Genomic DNA, 16,958 nt, shown 5'->3' with positions numbered 1-16,958 from the left:
ATCCTTTTCAGAAAAACACTTCAACTCGGAAATAAATGGGACGCTCTTTGCGCTTGATAGCGTTCGGGCGAGACAAAGTTTGGGCAGCTGTAATTGAAGCGGCTAGATGCTGACCGCGTGCGCTCAGCTCAAAAGCGTGACTGGCTAAGCGACCGCTTTGTTCATCGTTGTATGTGTCACCACGAATTGCGCCCATATCGTAGGCTGCGGTAAGACTGTATTCCTGCACAACAGGGCGCAGCCACTCCAGTGTTACAGGTCGCGTCCAGCGCAATTGATTGCGCAAGTAAAAGCCGCTGTCGCCGGTAACTGTTTGCTCTTTAAAGCCACGAATCGAATACAGCCCACCCAGGCTAAAGCGCTGCGGACTAAACAGCACATCTTCGCTACGTTGCGCACTAAACACGCTATCAAAACTAAAACGCTCACCAAACAATTGGAACGGATGCAAATAACTGGCCGTGAGCGTGTATTTGTTATAACGCGCCACCGGCTCCCATCCCTGCGGGCGCCCTGCCCGCTGCGCATCCAAGGCACCAATTCCGCGCTGATAACCCAGATCAACGTTAATAAAAGCTGAACCTATGCGCCGCCCATGACTGAAACTGATTTGCTGCTCTGTCAGGCGCTGACTGGAAACATCTAAGCGTTGATTATCGAGATAGTTGCGACTGCGTAGATGGTTTAAGCCGACACTAAAAGCCGTTTTACTCAGCGCATCACGGTGCACAACACGCTCGGCACTCAAAGCGTGCGTGGTGCTTACGCCATCCAGCACAAATGAGAAACCCTGTGCATGGGTTTTAGTGCGGTAATAGCTGTGGTTGTAAACGTAATTAAAAGTCCACCAGCCATAAGGCAGACTGTAACTTAAGCCATGAGTCGCAGAATGTTTGTACTTATCACTAACTGTATCGCCACTGCCGCGCACGCTCAGTTGATCAGCCAAACCCAGCGGACTATCCCAAACAAAGCTAAGCCCCCACTGCTGCTCACCAGTACTGCGCTGGCCATCGTTATGCCGATTCAATGCCACACGCCAAGGTTTTAATTTCTGCCCCTGTAAGACGACGTTACTGCCACCAACTTCGTCTCCGGGAGCCAACTCCAGACTGACTTGCCGTGACGGTAAGCGAGAGAGCTGATCAATCAGCTGCTCAAGCTCGCGAAGATTTAAACGCTCACCAACCTTTGCCGGAGAACTCATCGAGATTTCTAAAGCGCTGCTTAAATCACCACCATTGATACTTTCTAAGCGCCCTTCAATCACCTGAATTTGTAACACGCCATCTTGTAAATCTTGCGGCGGCAAATAAGCACGGGTAGTGACATAGCCACGTTTGAGGTACGCATTGGTGATGTCATTGAGCAAGCGATTCAGATCGTTAGCCGTTAAACATTGCTCAACAAAAGGCTGAAGCAGTCGTGTACGCTGACGCTGCGATAGAACATCTGCACCGTTAAGCTCAATGCTATCGACTTGAAGGCAAGCGCTGCTGTCGTCTGCTGGCAGACTTGGTACGCTCACCTCTCGGCTTGGGAGGGACTGTAGCTCGTCGAAGCGACGCTGCTGCTCTTGCAGCAAACGTTCTTGACGCTCGCGCGACAGCTCTATGTCTATAGGAAGCTGTGCATACGCATCAGCACTCGATAGATAAAGAAAAATTAGGGTAGCAAATCCATTTGCTTTTGAAATCATATTTCACCAGTCGTCCGTGACTACGTGGTCATACTCACTTATTTTTAAATATAGTTGCGTGATGAAATTCACAAAAAAACAAGAAATGAAAATATTAAAGGTTGTCGATTCGATTATTTAATATTAGCTGGTGGTACTGAAAGCACTCAATCGACTAATGTCCTTTTAGACACTTTTATCGGTCTAGCTTATTTTTCTCCCGTAGCTAGCCTGAGGCAAGCTGGTCGCCACCGAAACATCTCTTTATTGCTGAGCGGTGAATTAACTATTACAAACACATCGATGTAGCCTTCTACGGACCTGGGCGCCTTGTTTGCTTCTGAACTGGTACCGTCTGCATGAACAAGTTAATTTATCGTATTGCAGGCATAAAAAAACCCCAGACCATTTCTGATCTAGGGTTTTGTGTTTAAGCTTGACAATGACCTACTCTCACATGGGGAAACCCCACACTACCATCGGCGATGCATCGTTTCACTTCTGAGTTCGGGATGGGATCAGGTGGTTCCAATGCTCTATGGTCGTCAAGCAATTCTTTTTGAGGAGCCGTTTCTCACTTTCGTGATCATCGTCTTCTCTAATTAGGCATGCAATAGTATCAGTTTATTTGTGCGCTTTGCGAACTTTCGGTCACAATTCGTCTTCCCAAATTGTTTGGGTGTTATATGGTCAAGCCTCACGGGCAATTAGTATTGGTTAGCTCAATGCCTCACAGCACTTACACACCCAACCTATCAACCTTGTAGTCTTCAAGGGCCCTTCAGGGAGCTTAAAGCTCCAGTGAGATCTCATCTTGAGGCAAGCTTCCCGCTTAGATGCTTTCAGCGGTTATCTCTTCCGAACATAGCTACCCGGCAATGCCACTGGCGTGACAACCGGAACACCAGAGGTTCGTCCACTCCGGTCCTCTCGTACTAGGAGCAGCCCCTCTCAAATCTCAAACGTCCACGACAGATAGGGACCGAACTGTCTCACGACGTTCTAAACCCAGCTCGCGTACCACTTTAAATGGCGAACAGCCATACCCTTGGGACCGGCTTCAGCCCCAGGATGTGATGAGCCGACATCGAGGTGCCAAACACCGCCGTCGATATGAACTCTTGGGCGGTATCAGCCTGTTATCCCCGGAGTACCTTTTATCCGTTGAGCGATGGCCCTTCCATACAGAACCACCGGATCACTAAGACCTACTTTCGTACCTGCTCGACTTGTTGGTCTCGCAGTTAAGCGCGCTTTTGCCTTTATACTCTACGACCGATTTCCGACCGGTCTGAGCGCACCTTCGTACTCCTCCGTTACTCTTTAGGAGGAGACCGCCCCAGTCAAACTACCCACCATACACTGTCCTCGATCCGGATAACGGACCAGAGTTAGAACCTCAAAGTTGCCAGGGTGGTATTTCAAGGTTGGCTCCACTGCAACTAGCGTCGCAGTTTCAAAGCCTCCCACCTATCCTACACAAACAACTTCAAAGTCCAGTGCAAAGCTATAGTAAAGGTTCACGGGGTCTTTCCGTCTTGCCGCGGATACACTGCATCTTCACAGCGATTTCAATTTCACTGAGTCTCGGGTGGAGACAGCGCCGCCATCGTTACGCCATTCGTGCAGGTCGGAACTTACCCGACAAGGAATTTCGCTACCTTAGGACCGTTATAGTTACGGCCGCCGTTTACTGGGGCTTCGATCAAGAGCTTCGCTTACGCTAACCCCATCAATTAACCTTCCAGCACCGGGCAGGCGTCAGACCCTATACGTCCTCTTTCGAGTTTGCAGAGTCCTGTGTTTTTAATAAACAGTCGCAGCGGCCTGGTATCTTCGACTAGCAAAGGCTTACGTAGTAAATACTTCACCCTCACCAGCGCACCTTCTCCCGAAGTTACGGTGCCATTTTGCCTAGTTCCTTCACCCGAGTTCTCTCAAGCGCCTTGGTATTCTCTACCCAACCACCTGTGTCGGTTTGGGGTACGGTTCCTAATTATCTGAAGCTTAGAAGTTTTTCTTGGAAGCATGGCATCAACCACTTCGCATTCTAAAGAACGCTCGTCATCAGCTCTCGGCATTAACAAAATCCCGGATTTTCCTAAGATCTCTGCCTACCACCTTAAACAGGGACAACCAACGCCCTGATGGCCTAGCCTTCTCCGTCTCTCCATCGCAATAATTAGAAGTACAGGAATATTAACCTGTTTCCCATCGACTACACTTTTCAGTCTCGCCTTAGGGGCCGACTCACCCTGCGTCGATTAACGTTGCGCAGGAAACCTTGGTCTTTCGGCGTGAGTGTTTTTCACACTCATTATCGTTACTCATGTCAGCATTCGCACTTGTGATACCTCCAGCAAGCTTCTCAACTCACCTTCAACGGCTTACACAACGCTCCTCTACCACATAGACATTCCCTTAAAACCACTGTTTATTTTACTTTTACTTCCCTCAACGTGAGGGTGTGCTTTGCTCGCCTAACGGCTCGCAAGCGTAAACAATTGAATGATTTTAAGTGGAATGTCTATGTCCGTAGCTTCGGTGTATGGTTTGAGCCCCGTTACATCTTCCGCGCAGGCCGACTCGACTAGTGAGCTATTACGCTTTCTTTAAAAGATGGCTGCTTCTAAGCCAACTTCCTAGCTGTCTAAGCCTTCCCACATCGTTTCCCACTTAACCATAACTTTGGGACCTTAGCTGACGGTCTGGGTTGTTTCCCTTTCCACGACGGACGTTAGCACCCGCCGTGTGTCTCCCGTGCTCGCACTTGCTGGTATTCGGAGTTTGCATTGGGTTGGTAAGTCGGGATGACCCCCTAGCCAAAACAGTGCTCTACCCCCAGCAGTGATACACGAGGCGCTACCTAAATAGCTTTCGAGGAGAACCAGCTATCTCCGGGCTTGATTAGCCTTTCACTCCGATCCACAGGTCATCCGCTAGCTTTTCAACGATAGTCGGTTCGGTCCTCCAGTTAGTGTTACCCAACCTTCAACCTGCCCATGGATAGATCGCCCGGTTTCGGGTCTATTCCCAGCGACTGTCGCCCTATTAAGACTCGCTTTCGCTACGCCTCCCCTATTCGGTTAAGCTTGCCACTGAAAATAAGTCGCTGACCCATTATACAAAAGGTACGCAGTCACCCGATCCTCAATAACACTGCTTGTTTAGTGTGTTGACCAACATTTGCAAGCAAATATTGTTACCTAAACAACCCATGTGTGTCATCAAAATTGTGCCACTCAATGTTATTGAGTGATCGGGCTCCCACTGCTTGTACGCATACGGTTTCAGGTTCTATTTCACTCCCCTCTCCGGGGTTCTTTTCGCCTTTCCCTCACGGTACTGGTTCACTATCGGTCAGTCAGTAGTATTTAGCCTTGGAGGATGGTCCCCCCATATTCAGACAAAGTTTCTCGTGCTCCGTCCTACTCGATTTCATGACTAAGAGATTTTCGTATACAGGGCTATCACCCACTATGGCGGCACTTTCCAGAGCCTTCTACTAATCTCTAAGCCACTTAAGGGCTAGTCCCCGTTCGCTCGCCACTACTAAGGGAATCTCGGTTGATTTCTTTTCCTACGGGTACTTAGATGTTTCAGTTCCCCGCGTTCGCCTCTTATAGCTATGTATTCACTATAAGATACCCGACTTACATCGGGTGGGTTTCCCCATTCAGAGATCTCTGGATCACAGTCTGTTTGCCGACTCCCCAAAGCTTATCGCAGGCTACAACGTCTTTCATCGCCTCTGACTGCCAAGGCATCCACCGTATGCGCTTCTTCACTTGACCATATAACCCCAAGCAATTTGGTTATATATCTATAACGTGAAGATCGATATTACGCCGAAAATTCGCAATTAAAAAACTCACAAATTTTACCTTAGCCTAAACAATTACCAGTGAAAGTAATTATCTAGTCTTTTTTACTTCTATCACATGTCTAAATTTTTAAAGAACAGTTCTGGTAAAGACCAGACATCAACATTCAAACAGCCTGCGGCTGACTAAATGCTCATGTCTGAGCTTCGAACGATTGGATAATGGTGGAGCCAAGCGGGATCGAACCGCTGACCTCCTGCGTGCAAGGCAGGCGCTCTCCCAGCTGAGCTATGGCCCCATTTTTAACGGCTCTTTTTTGATTATATCTTCGTCAGCCTTGTCACTTACTCAGTCACATACAGAAGTATGCTCCTTCGTTCGCTCCGGCAGCTTCCTCGATCTAAGCAAAAAATAACTCGTTAAACCTAACTCATAACTTAAAAGCTACAAGCCAAATGAAACGGTACCTTTAAACCACCTAATAATTGTCTTTTCTTTTCAGAAAAAGTAATTTTGTGTAAGGCAAGGCATTTTATGACGAAGCTTAGTCAAACTAAGCGAGTTATAAAATAACGCAGCATTACGCAAAATTGGTGGGTCTGGGCAGAGTTGAACTGCCGACCTCACCCTTATCAGGGGTGCGCTCTAACCAACTGAGCTACAGACCCATACAGGTCAATCCACCATTTGGTCCGTCAGTCGGTCGGTCAAACTTCACCCTACTTTCCACCTCAACGGCAGGGGGTTCGCTTTAACCAAGCCAAGCATAGACCCAATTATCAAGGGCCTAACAACCCAATCGCTACTACAGATTGAATCAAGCAATTCGTGTGGATACTTATGAAGACGATGATGTCTTCGATTAAGGAGGTGATCCAGCCGCAGGTTCCCCTACGGCTACCTTGTTACGACTTCACCCCAGTCATGAATCACACCGTGGTAACCGTCCTCCCGAAGGTTAGACTAGCTACTTCTGGTGCAACCCACTCCCATGGTGTGACGGGCGGTGTGTACAAGGCCCGGGAACGTATTCACCGCGGCATTCTGATCCACGATTACTAGCGATTCCGACTTCACGCAGTCGAGTTGCAGACTGCGATCCGGACTACGATTGGTTTTATGGGATTAGCTCCGTCTCGCGACTTAGCAGCCCGTTGTACCAACCATTGTAGCACGTGTGTAGCCCTGGCCGTAAGGGCCATGATGACTTGACGTCATCCCCACCTTCCTCCGGTTTGTCACCGGCAGTCTCCTTAGAGTGCCCACCATTACGTGCTGGTAAATAAGGACAAGGGTTGCGCTCGTTACGGGACTTAACCCAACATCTCACGACACGAGCTGACGACAGCCATGCAGCACCTGTGTCTGAGTTCCCGAAGGCACCAATCCATCTCTGGAAAGTTCTCAGCATGTCAAGGCCAGGTAAGGTTCTTCGCGTTGCTTCGAATTAAACCACATGCTCCACCGCTTGTGCGGGCCCCCGTCAATTCATTTGAGTTTTAACCTTGCGGCCGTACTCCCCAGGCGGTCAACTTAATGCGTTAGCTGCGTTACTAAGTCCTCAAGGAACCCAACAACTAGTTGACATCGTTTACGGCGTGGACTACCAGGGTATCTAATCCTGTTTGCTCCCCACGCTTTCGCACCTCAGTGTCAGTATCAGTCCAGGTGGTCGCCTTCGCCACTGATGTTCCTTCCTATATCTACGCATTTCACCGCTACACAGGAAATTCCACCACCCTCTACCGTACTCTAGCCCACCAGTTTTAGAAGCAATTCCCAGGTTGAGCCCGGGGCTTTCACTCCTAACTTAATGAACCACCTACGCGCGCTTTACGCCCAGTAATTCCGATTAACGCTCGCACCCTTCGTATTACCGCGGCTGCTGGCACGAAGTTAGCCGGTGCTTATTCTGTTGGTAACGTCAAAACAGTCAAGTATTCGTTAACTGCTCTTCCTCCCAACTTAAAGTGCTTTACAATCCGAAGACCTTCTTCACACACGCGGCATGGCTGGATCAGGGTTGCCCCCATTGTCCAATATTCCCCACTGCTGCCTCCCGTAGGAGTCTGGACCGTGTCTCAGTTCCAGTGTGACTGATCATCCTCTCAGACCAGTTACGGATCGCAGTCTTGGTGAGCCATTACCTCACCAACTAACTAATCCGACCTAGGCTCATCTAATAGCGCAAGGCCCGAAGGTCCCCTGCTTTCTCCCGTAGGACGTATGCGGTATTAGCTTACCTTTCGGCAAGTTATCCCCCACTACTAGGCAGATTCCTAGGCATTACTCACCCGTCCGCCGCTCGTCAGCAGAATAGTAAACTACTCTCTGTTACCGCTCGACTTGCATGTGTTAAGCCTGCCGCCAGCGTTCAATCTGAGCCATGATCAAACTCTTCAGTTATATACTGATCGGATTTTGAGAAAACCCTAAACTTGGCTCAGCAATCGCAAATATCTTTTATTAATAAATTAAAAAAGACAAAAATAATTCTACAAATTTTCATTCGCCGAATAACTTGTGTTGCTGATAATCTTGCTGACTATCAATCATCTCACACAAGCACCCACACGAATTGCTTGATTCAAATTGTTAAAGAACGTTTCGCTGAGTGTCTCAGCGAGGAGGCGTATTCTACATCTCCCAAAGTAACTGTCAAGGCTTATTTTCTGGAAGATTTTAATTATTGCTTCCGTCTAACTCCTTGGTGCCGGCGAGGCGCTTACGCTTCTCGTTGGCAGGCTGCGAATCTTACACTAGATCGCCACCTTGTCAAGCTGACATTAAAAATAAATCCTTAAAAATCAACCTGTTACGTTAAGCTGTGTTGCTCTATCTGCCTAACGAGGTGCGCATTCTACAGCACAGCATCTACCTGTCAACAGTATTTACAAAAAAACTTTAGAAACAGCTGCTAGATTGTTTCAGACTCTTTACGTGTATCTATATAGTGCCGGCCTTGGCTACATATTGCGGCCAGACCAATACCACCCGCGCACCACCTAAACGACTATTATCTTCAATCCGTACACGCCCTGAATGCCAGTACATAATGCGTTTTACAATGGCCAAGCCAAGGCCGTGGCCACCAGAAGACCGAGTACGACTATCATCCATTCTGAAAAATGGTGTAAACACCTTCTCGCGAAGCTTTTCTGTAATCCCAGGACCATCATCTTCAACTGCTATGTAGCACAACTCATCCCGAACCCAGCAAGTAATCGAAACACGTCGATGCGCATGACGCTGCGCATTACTCACCAGGTTCTGTATCGCTCGGTGCAAATACCTCACCTCCGCATCAGCCCAGCATTCAACAGCATTCGCCTTTATAGCGTTTAATTCTATACCTGCATGCAGCGGCTGCAACTCTTCGACCACTTGATCAATGAGTGCATTCAACTCAACCCTGCTGTAATTAATCGACGGCATACCTGCTTCTAACCGAGCGTAAGTCAGCATCTCATCAAGCAGTGCATCCATATCATCCACATCTTGATCCATGCCCTGCAAATATTTACTGCGCGCCTCTTGCTCATCCGCGCTGGCAGCCATATCTAAACCAAAACGCAGACGCGCTAACGGCGTGCGTAACTCATGAGCAACAGCACGAACCATATCCCCCTGAACATTGATCAAAACTTTTAAGCGCGCGGCCATTTCGTTAAAGCGCACAGCTAACCGTCCAACGGAGTCACTGCCATCTTCAACAACCCGTACATTTAAATGCCCTTGCGCAATCCTAGACGCTGCGCTTTCTAAATCCTGCAAGCGTCGCTCTAAGTGTCGAACCAGCAAATACACCAAGACTCCAATCATGCTTAAACCAAGCACTGCAATAAACAGCAGCAGATAAGCTGGATAAACATTGACCTGATATACAGGCCCCAGCATAAGCACCCAAGGTGTTTCATTAACACCGGCAAATACCCGAATTGCCGCACCACCTTGATCAAGCGCCATCACCGTCTCACCCTCTTCGATCCTGCGCAACTGATCAGCATCTAAATCTGTCTTATCAACAGTTAACAGCTGCAAATCAAAACCGAACTGGTGCTCTTCAGCAAGCGCTGCGAGCTTAGCAGCTTGCTCTGCAGCGGGGTAACGTACAAGCTCATCAATTAACAAATACACTGTAGCTCGAGCTAACTGCTCACTAACACGCCGCACCTCTCCAGTCAGCACTTCTCGTTCGGCCGCACTAATCAGGCTATAAATTTTCGCTGGACTAGCATCATCATGTTTGACAACAACGCGGCCGCGCAAAACACGGCCCAGCTCTGATCTATCCAACTCTAGAAGCTGAGCGTTTTTAATCCGCAGCGGCACACCAAGCAGTCGACTCCATAGGACAATTGCTCGCTTTCGCTCAATGACATCAAGAGCAGCTAAATTCGATGACATAAGACGAAACGTACCTGTTGCCAAGCGCTCACGATGCTGCTCTGTGCGAATCTCACTGGTCAAATGCAGGGCCAAGACCGCTAAACCCGCTGTCAACACAAGTGCCGCCAGTAAACCACCGTAAATTCTTAGAAAGATCGAGTTCACAACAGCTCTTGCGCTGCTTCACGCACAAACAAATACCCTTTATTACGAATTGTTTTTATAACTTGCGGCTGCTCACTGTGATCACCAATGCGTGGACGTATTCGCGAAATACGCACATCAATGGAGCGATCTACACCATCGTATTCAATGCCACGCAACTGACTGAAAATAGTTTCTCTCGACAAAGGTGTACCCGCGTTAAGCGCAAGCAGCCAGAGCAAGTCAAATTCCGCCCCAGTCAAATCAATATGCTCACCGCTTAAAAAGGCGCTGCGCCGACCATGATCGATAGTCAGTCGGCCAAACTTAAGCACTTCGACTGTGGCATCCTTATCATCAGAACTATCAGCACGACGCAGTAAAGCCTTAATGCGTGCTAACAATATGGACGGCCGCACCGGCTTACACACATAGTCGTCAGCCCCCTCATCAAAGCCTTGCACTTGATCAGCATCATCAGTACGCGCGGTTAACATCAAGATAGGCCCCGTATAGCCTGAGCGCACGTCACGACAAATGGAAAACCCATCTTGCCCTGGCAGCATTAAATCTAAAACAACCAGATCAGGCTGTTCTTTTAAAATTCGTTGCACGGCTAAGCCGCCATCACGCTCAAGCTGTACTATAAAACCATGCGCTTGCAAGTACTCGCAGGTTAATTGCGCCAAACGCACATCATCTTCAACTATTAAGATTGTACTCATAACACCCCTAAAAGCAGCAAACCACACAACCAATATATTCACCCATACCTGTTATGGTGCCACCCATGAATCAAAGCTTTAGCGTCCAACACTTAGCAAAAAACCAACGTACGCTGGTGCATAAGTTTTATCGCAATCACAACAGCCCAATGCGCATCACCCAGCAAGCAGAGGTTTGGGTGGTTCGCGCGCCGCACATCGTTGCCAGTGTCTGCCTTTCACCTGTAGCGCACGGTCATTGGTTAACCAGCTTATTGACTGCGCCCGAATTTCGTCAGCAAGGCGTCGCCAGCCTACTAATCAAACACCTCCAAATGACTTACCCCAATGCGCCCATTTGGTTATTTTGCCACCCAGACCTGTGCAGTTTTTACAGCAACCTTGGTTTTCAGCAGACGCTGCACTTACCTGACGCATTAAACAGCCGACTCACTCGATATCAACAGCATAAATCATTAATCGCAATGTTTTACGCAAAATCACAGGAACTTTAAATATGGCCCTTGGCTATCACTCGTATTTCACTATGACGACTTTATGTGCATACTCATGAAAACAAAAATAAAAGCAGGCTAAAAACACATGCTCTATCTCGCAATAAAACGCTTAAGGCATAATTTTCAACTCTCAATTCTTACCTTAATGGGTTTAATTGCAATTTTTACTATCGCGCCTTATGCGCTATACCGTATCTACATAGGGAGTTTCATTACAGCCATCGCCGACACCGTAGTTGTCGTGTCGATTATTATTGCTGTGATCTATGCATGGCGCACCGACAACGCAGCGAAGCCTGGCACTTATCTCGCAATAATTTGCTCAGCAGCAGCCACTATTGCAGCTATCAACTCAGGCATTAACAGTTTCTTTTGGATCTATCCACTAGTGCTATTCAATTTTTTTATGGTGTCGCCTGCTCGCGCACTAATTATCATGTTGGTCGTTTTGTGTAGCATTGCCATGTATCACACGCTAAACCCCAATTCTGTATTTGCTAACACCTATCAGATGTCCGAATTTCTGGTCACCTGCCTACTGTCTAGCCTGTTAACTTTTATCTTTGCCTACAGAACTCAGCACCAGCGTGAGCGCCTTGAAATTCTTGCCGCACATGACCCTCTAACTGGCGTATATAATCGTCGCATCATGACAGAAGAACTCTACAAAGCAGCCAAGGACAGCAGAAGCTCCCGCGTGTACAGCTTGCTGGTTATGGATCTCGATCATTTTAAAAACATCAACGACACGCTAGGGCACAAAGCAGGCGATCAAATACTTATTGATTTTGTCCACATCGTACAAGCAACAATGCGCGAAAACGATTTGTTTTTCCGCCATGGTGGAGAAGAATTCGCCCTGCTGCTGCCTGACACTGACAAGCAGGGTTTAACTATTGTGGCAGACAAGCTGCAAAAACAAGTATTTAGTAAACTCCAGAGCCCAGCCGGTTCAGTTAGTGTTTCTAGTGGCGGCGCTGTACTAGAAGAAAATGAAAACTGGCAGGATTGGCTGAATCGAGCAGACGCGCAACTCTACCTATCGAAACAGGCAGGCCGCAACCGCTACCACATTGCTGACTAAACACCAACTGACCTAATATCCAGACCTCTGCCACGATAAGATGCTCAGTTGCAACATCAACATACGCTATCTTATGCGCTCATTTTTACTTAACATGCCGTCGTCTTACCCATGTTTCAGGTCGTATAATTCATGTCTATATCTACAGGGCTTCTCGCACTGGTCGCACTAGCGTATATGGCAATTTTATTTGCTATTGCATTTTACGGCGACCGTCACGGCACAACCATCAGCCCACGCATGCGTTCAACTATTTATAGCCTATCGCTGGCAGTGTATTGCAGTAGTTGGACGTTTTTCGGTTCTGTAGGTCAAGCTGCTGAGCAAATATGGTCATTTTTACCTATTTATGTCGGCCCAATCTTACTGTTGACATTAGCGCCTTGGGTGCTAAAAAAAATGGTCATTATCAGTAAACAAGAGAACATCACTTCAATCGCTGACTTCATAGCTGCACGCTACGGCAAATCACAACGCCTTGCTGTTGTTGTTACCCTGATCAGTGTCGTCGGTGTATTACCTTATATAGCCTTGCAGCTCAAAGGTATCGTGCTGGGCGTAAACATACTAACCGGCTCATCGGCTAACGCGACAGGCATGCATGCGCAAGACACAGCTCTAATTGTCACAGTTGCTCTTGCCCTATTTACTATTTTATTTGGTACTCGCAATCTCGATGTAACAGAGCACCACCGTGGACTCATGTTTGCGATTGCCTTTGAGTCTGTGGTTAAGTTAATAGCCTTTATTGCCGTCGGGCTGTTCGTCATTTACGGACTCTATAATGGCTTTGGAGATTTATGGCAACAAGCCAGACAGGCGCCAAAACTTGAAAGTTATTGGAATGAAGCAACCAATTGGCCTGCCATGATTGTGCAGACCTGTGTTGCGATGATGGCAATTTATACACTACCGCGGCAATTTCATGTAACGGTGGTAGAAAACAATAACTATGCAGATTTGCGTATAGCACGCTGGGTATTTCCAGCGTACTTGCTGCTGGTTGCCTTATTCGTTATCCCAATCGCCCTAGCTGGCCAACTGCGCCTACCTGCGTCAGTCGTGCCAGACTCCTTTGTTATCAGTCTACCTCTGGCGGAAGGCAATCCAACCTTAGCCATCATCGCCTTTATTGGCGGGGCATCAGCGGCAACCGGCATGGTGATTGTCGCAGCCGTAACCTTAGCTATTATGATTTCCAATCATATCTTACTGCCTTCAATGCTCGCCGCTCGCACCACAGACAGGCCTTTTGAAGCTTTTCGCTATTGGATGCTCACCGCTCGGCGCCTGAGCATTATCATTATTTTATTACTGGCCTACACCAGTTATCGATTGCTGGCCGCCAATACCAGTCTAGCGACTATTGGCCAGATTGCTTTTGCTGCGCTCACTCAACTGGCGCCAGCTATGCTGGGTGCTTTGATTTGGAAACAGGCTAATCGTCAAGGGGTCTTTGCCGGCCTCATTGCCGGCTCTGTATTATGGGCCTACACCCTTGTCTTACCCTTAATTGCGGGCAGCACAGGCTGGTCGCTAGCATCATTCCCAGGCCTGACATGGCTATCAAATAGACCTTTCGGACTGCCTATAGACCCACTAACACTTGGTTTTCTGCTTTCCTTAAGCGGTAACTTTTTACTCTTTGTTTTGGTGTCCTTATTCTCCAAGACTCGAGTATCAGAGCACTGGCAAGCCAGTCGTTTTATAGGTCAGCATGTTGGCAGCCGTCAAACCCTCACAGTACAAATTAACGATTTGCTCACATTAGCGGGCCGCTTTGTTGGAGAGGACCGCGCCAAGCAGAGTTTTATTCGCTTCGCTTATAAGCAAGGCTTAGGCTTTAACCCAGCAGAAACCGCGAGCAGCGAGTGGGTTGCCCATACTGAACGTCTGCTCACCGGTGTCCTAGGCGCCTCATCCACGCGTGTCGTAGTTAAAGCTGCGATTGAAGGACGCGAGATGTATGTTGAAGACGTTGTGCGCATTGTTGGTGAAGCATCTGAAGTTTTGCAGTTCAACCGCACACTGCTGCAAGGTGCCATTGAAAACATCACCCAGGGTATCAGTGTAGTTGACCGCTCGTTACGCTTGGTCGCATGGAACAGTCGTTATTTAAAACTATTTAACTACCCAGATGATTTAATCCAAGTGGGCCGACCGATTGCCGATATTATTCGTCATAATGCCAGACTTGGCCTTTGTGGGCCTGGTGATGTCGATGCACACGTTAATAAGCGACTGCAATGGATGCGCCGAGGTAACGCGCACACTTCTGAGCGCCTATTTCCCAATGGCCGCGTCATTGAACTGATTGGTAATCCAATGCCCGGTGGGGGCTTTGTGATGAGCTTTACCGACATCACAGCTTTCCGCAAAGCAGAACAAGCATTAAAAGAAGCCAATGAAAGTCTTGAGCAGCGCGTCAGCGAGCGCACCTTTGAACTCTCACAGCTCAACATTGCCCTCAGTGATGCTAAACATGTCGCTGAAAATGCCAATCAGTCCAAAACACGTTTCTTAGCAGCGGTCAGTCATGATCTCATGCAGCCCTTAAATGCTGCGCGCCTGTTCTCAGCTGCATTATCGCATCATGAGTCACTCCCACAAGACGCACAAGAATTAGTCAAAAACCTCGACAGTTCTTTACGCTCAGCTGAAGATCTAATCAGTGATTTGCTAGATATCTCTCGCCTCGAAAGCGGACGTATTACACCACACTGCCAACCCTTAGCCTTAGGGCCTTGGCTCGAGGCACTTGGCGCTGAGTTTACTGCGCTAGCAGAGCAACAAGGCATTGATTTTCGCTTGCGCAGCACATCACTCAACATCATCAGCGACCCAAGATTGTTGCGTCGTATCGTGCAAAACTTTCTCACCAACGCATTTCGTTATGCGAACGGCAGCGTTTTACTCGGCGCTCGACGCAAAGGCAATAACGTGCGTATTGACGTATGGGACCGAGGACAAGGCATCCCACAAGATAAGCTAGAATTTATATTCGAGGAATTTAAACGCTTAGACAGTCATCAAACCCGCGAAGAAAAGGGCTTAGGACTCGGCCTTGCGATTGCAGATGGACTCAGTAAAGTGCTCGGACACCGTATCGAAGTACGCTCTTGGCTAGACAAAGGCAGTGTGTTTAGCATCACCGTGCCCATATTCCACGGTCAATTGGATAACAGCACAGCACCGGCCAAAAAAGACAACGCTCCAGCGCAACCTTTAGCTGGTTTGCGCGTACTTTGCGTTGATAACGAGAGCAGTATTTTAGTCGGTATGCACAGCTTACTATCGCGCTGGGGCTGCGAAGTTGTTACCGCCAGCAATCGCAAGGAATGCTCTACTATGATTGCAGACGGTATAAGGCCTGACTTGGCATTGGTAGATTTTCACCTAGACGGTGGTGACACTGGAATTGCCCTTATGCAGTGGCTACGTGAACAACTCAATGCGCCCCTGCCTGGTATTGTTATCAGTGCTGATGGTCGCCCAGAGCTCTTAAAGCAAGTACATGCTGCGGGACTTAGCTTTTTAGCTAAACCGGTAAAACCGGCAGCATTACGTGCTCTAATCAACCGGCATATACCCAGCTAAGCTATTAACCAGCGACTCAGCAGCGCCTTTAACTAGGCGCTTAGCTTTAAACTATCCGTAAAAAAAAGGCAACCTAAGTTGCCCAAATTGCCTTGCGTGCCTGTACTAGTTAGAAAAGATCAGCTTTCCTTGCGGTTTTGCTCTTCTCTTCTAACAAAATAATAAAGACCGAAAAAGAAAGCGACCATAAGGGCGACTGTCCCAATGCCGGCAAAAACCACTACATCCATAAACATTGCAATCTCCTTACGCTTTAAAATTGACTGCCAATTACGATACGTCACTACAGTCTGCCGCATATTGATAGAGGTCAATTAATTCCCTCTATGACTCCTGATGGTGCACAGCGCTGTACATGTCATAAAAAGCGGGTGCTAGCGCTTTTTCTTAGTCTTCTTTTTAGGCTTTGCACCTGCCTCCGGCAAAGGCAATACGCTAACAAACGCAGCGCGCACACTTTGTAAGCGTTTTTCATTTAAATCATGTACACGCCGCTGACGCTCACTTGATAAATCCAACACATTATCTACAGACTCACGACTCATACTGCCACCCACTGTTTTACTATCAATCAACTTACTGCTCGGCACGCAACCATCAGTACCGCTCGCTATTACACACTGATATCCACCCACAAACCTTTTCGAGACAGCTCTCGACTTTCATCCTCTACTAATTGTGCAGGGATTTGCTGTGCTTCTCCCGCTTCGTCCCGCTCAGCTTCGCGCTGCTGCTGCCGTCGACGTTGCTCCTGTCGCGCTCTTTCCTGCGCAGCCGCGACTTCATCTCGATCTAAGCTAACTGCACTGCCTTTAGCACTTTCCTGCACTGGAACGACTGGCGCAACAGCGGGTTGTGGCTTAGCCACATCGTGCTGAGAGGTCACCGGCACAAGGCCTTGCGGTATAGGAGGTAACATAGGGCCACTCCAATAATAAACAGGCAAGTTGTACTATAACCAGCCCAGAAAAGAATGTCTGTTAAATAACTTTGCACTCTGTCACAACGATTCGACCGTGT

The 16,958-nt window shown here is 48.1% G+C and carries 9 protein-coding genes, 2 tRNA genes and 3 rRNA genes; 3 read left to right on the top strand and 11 right to left on the bottom strand.

Translation table 11 applies throughout. The features are described from left to right. Window positions 1-7: 7 nt before the first annotated feature. From FXF61_RS03700 to FXF61_RS03660, 8 genes are all read right to left on the bottom strand, one after another. Entirely contained in the window at window positions 8-1,699 is a 1,692-nt protein-coding gene (locus tag FXF61_RS03700) for a ShlB/FhaC/HecB family hemolysin secretion/activation protein (protein ID WP_151183990.1), read from the bottom strand. 413 nt (window positions 1,700-2,112) lie between these two features. After that, a 5S ribosomal RNA gene (gene rrf / locus FXF61_RS03690) occupies window positions 2,113-2,228 on the bottom strand. Window positions 2,229-2,364: 136 nt separating this feature from the next. Next, window positions 2,365-5,472 (bottom strand): 23S ribosomal RNA (locus FXF61_RS03685). A gap of 252 nt (window positions 5,473-5,724) precedes the next feature. After that, a tRNA-Ala gene (locus tag FXF61_RS03680) sits at window positions 5,725-5,800 on the bottom strand. Window positions 5,801-6,093: 293 nt separating this feature from the next. Further along, window positions 6,094-6,170: transfer RNA gene (locus tag FXF61_RS03675), tRNA-Ile, on the bottom strand. A gap of 195 nt (window positions 6,171-6,365) precedes the next feature. Beyond that, window positions 6,366-7,908 (bottom strand): 16S ribosomal RNA (locus FXF61_RS03670). The 16S, 23S and 5S rRNA genes sit together here with 2 tRNA genes alongside, the layout of an rRNA operon. Window positions 7,909-8,448: 540 nt before the next feature. Then, window positions 8,449-10,056, bottom strand: a complete 1,608-nt coding sequence (locus FXF61_RS03665) for an ATP-binding protein (RefSeq protein WP_151183989.1) — start codon at window positions 10,054-10,056, stop codon at window positions 8,449-8,451. Beyond that, window positions 10,053-10,760, bottom strand: a complete 708-nt coding sequence (locus FXF61_RS03660; RefSeq protein WP_151183988.1) for a response regulator — start codon at window positions 10,758-10,760, stop codon at window positions 10,053-10,055. Before FXF61_RS03660 ends, FXF61_RS03665 begins: the two co-directional genes overlap by 4 nt. Window positions 10,761-10,825: 65 nt before the next feature. Here FXF61_RS03660 and FXF61_RS03655 point away from each other — a divergent pair, with 65 nt between their 5' ends. The 3 genes from FXF61_RS03655 to FXF61_RS03645 all read left to right on the top strand — a co-directional run bounded on the left by FXF61_RS03655 (window position 10,826) and on the right by FXF61_RS03645 (window position 15,938). Next, the gene (locus tag FXF61_RS03655) at window positions 10,826-11,254 is read left to right on the top strand and encodes a GNAT family N-acetyltransferase (RefSeq protein ID WP_256663496.1); all 429 of its coding nucleotides are present in this window, start codon (window positions 10,826-10,828) and stop codon (window positions 11,252-11,254) included. Between the two features lie 148 nt (window positions 11,255-11,402). Then, window positions 11,403-12,341, top strand: coding sequence for a sensor domain-containing diguanylate cyclase (locus tag FXF61_RS03650; protein WP_256663494.1), 939 nt, complete (start codon window positions 11,403-11,405; stop codon window positions 12,339-12,341). 132 nt (window positions 12,342-12,473) lie between these two features. Further along, window positions 12,474-15,938: a PAS domain-containing hybrid sensor histidine kinase/response regulator gene (locus FXF61_RS03645; RefSeq protein ID WP_151183986.1), complete on the top strand. Its 3,465-nt coding sequence runs from the start codon at window positions 12,474-12,476 to the stop codon at window positions 15,936-15,938. A gap of 119 nt (window positions 15,939-16,057) precedes the next feature. Here FXF61_RS03645 and ccoM read toward each other — a convergent pair whose 3' ends face one another. The 3 genes from ccoM to FXF61_RS03635 all read right to left on the bottom strand — a co-directional run bounded on the left by ccoM (window position 16,058) and on the right by FXF61_RS03635 (window position 16,857). After that, a complete protein-coding gene (gene ccoM / locus FXF61_RS15225; RefSeq protein WP_306108667.1) occupies window positions 16,058-16,174 on the bottom strand; it encodes a cytochrome c oxidase subunit CcoM in 117 nt (38 codons plus the stop codon). 138 nt (window positions 16,175-16,312) lie between these two features. Next, window positions 16,313-16,528 (bottom strand): hypothetical protein, encoded by a 216-nt coding sequence (locus FXF61_RS03640; protein WP_151183985.1) that lies wholly within the window; start codon window positions 16,526-16,528, stop codon window positions 16,313-16,315. Window positions 16,529-16,551: 23 nt separating this feature from the next. Beyond that, a complete protein-coding gene (locus FXF61_RS03635; protein WP_151183984.1) occupies window positions 16,552-16,857 on the bottom strand; it encodes an aspartate-semialdehyde dehydrogenase in 306 nt (101 codons plus the stop codon). Between the last annotated feature and the right edge of the window lie 101 nt (window positions 16,858-16,958).

The sequence above is a fragment of the Pseudomonas sp. C27(2019) genome (genome assembly GCF_008807395.1).
In the GTDB taxonomy this organism is placed as follows: Bacteria; Pseudomonadota; Gammaproteobacteria; order Pseudomonadales; family Pseudomonadaceae; genus Denitrificimonas.
This window is presented reverse-complemented; position numbering and strand designations above follow the sequence as displayed.

Bases quoted from the DNA above. Each gene is read 5' to 3' on its own strand.
- FXF61_RS03700 (WP_151183990.1), bottom strand. From the start codon at position 1,699: ATGATTTCAAAAGCAAATGGATTTGCTACCCTAATTTTTCTTTATCTA.
- FXF61_RS03660 (WP_151183988.1), bottom strand. From the start codon at position 10,760: ATGAGTACAATCTTAATAGTTGAAGATGATGTGCGTTTGGCGCAATTA.
- FXF61_RS03655 (WP_256663496.1), top strand. From the start codon at position 10,826: ATGAATCAAAGCTTTAGCGTCCAACACTTAGCAAAAAACCAACGTACG.
- FXF61_RS03650 (WP_256663494.1), top strand. From the start codon at position 11,403: ATGGGTTTAATTGCAATTTTTACTATCGCGCCTTATGCGCTATACCGT.
- FXF61_RS03645 (WP_151183986.1), top strand. From the start codon at position 12,474: ATGTCTATATCTACAGGGCTTCTCGCACTGGTCGCACTAGCGTATATG.
- ccoM (WP_306108667.1), bottom strand. From the start codon at position 16,174: ATGTTTATGGATGTAGTGGTTTTTGCCGGCATTGGGACAGTCGCCCTT.
- FXF61_RS03635 (WP_151183984.1), bottom strand. From the start codon at position 16,857: ATGTTACCTCCTATACCGCAAGGCCTTGTGCCGGTGACCTCTCAGCAC.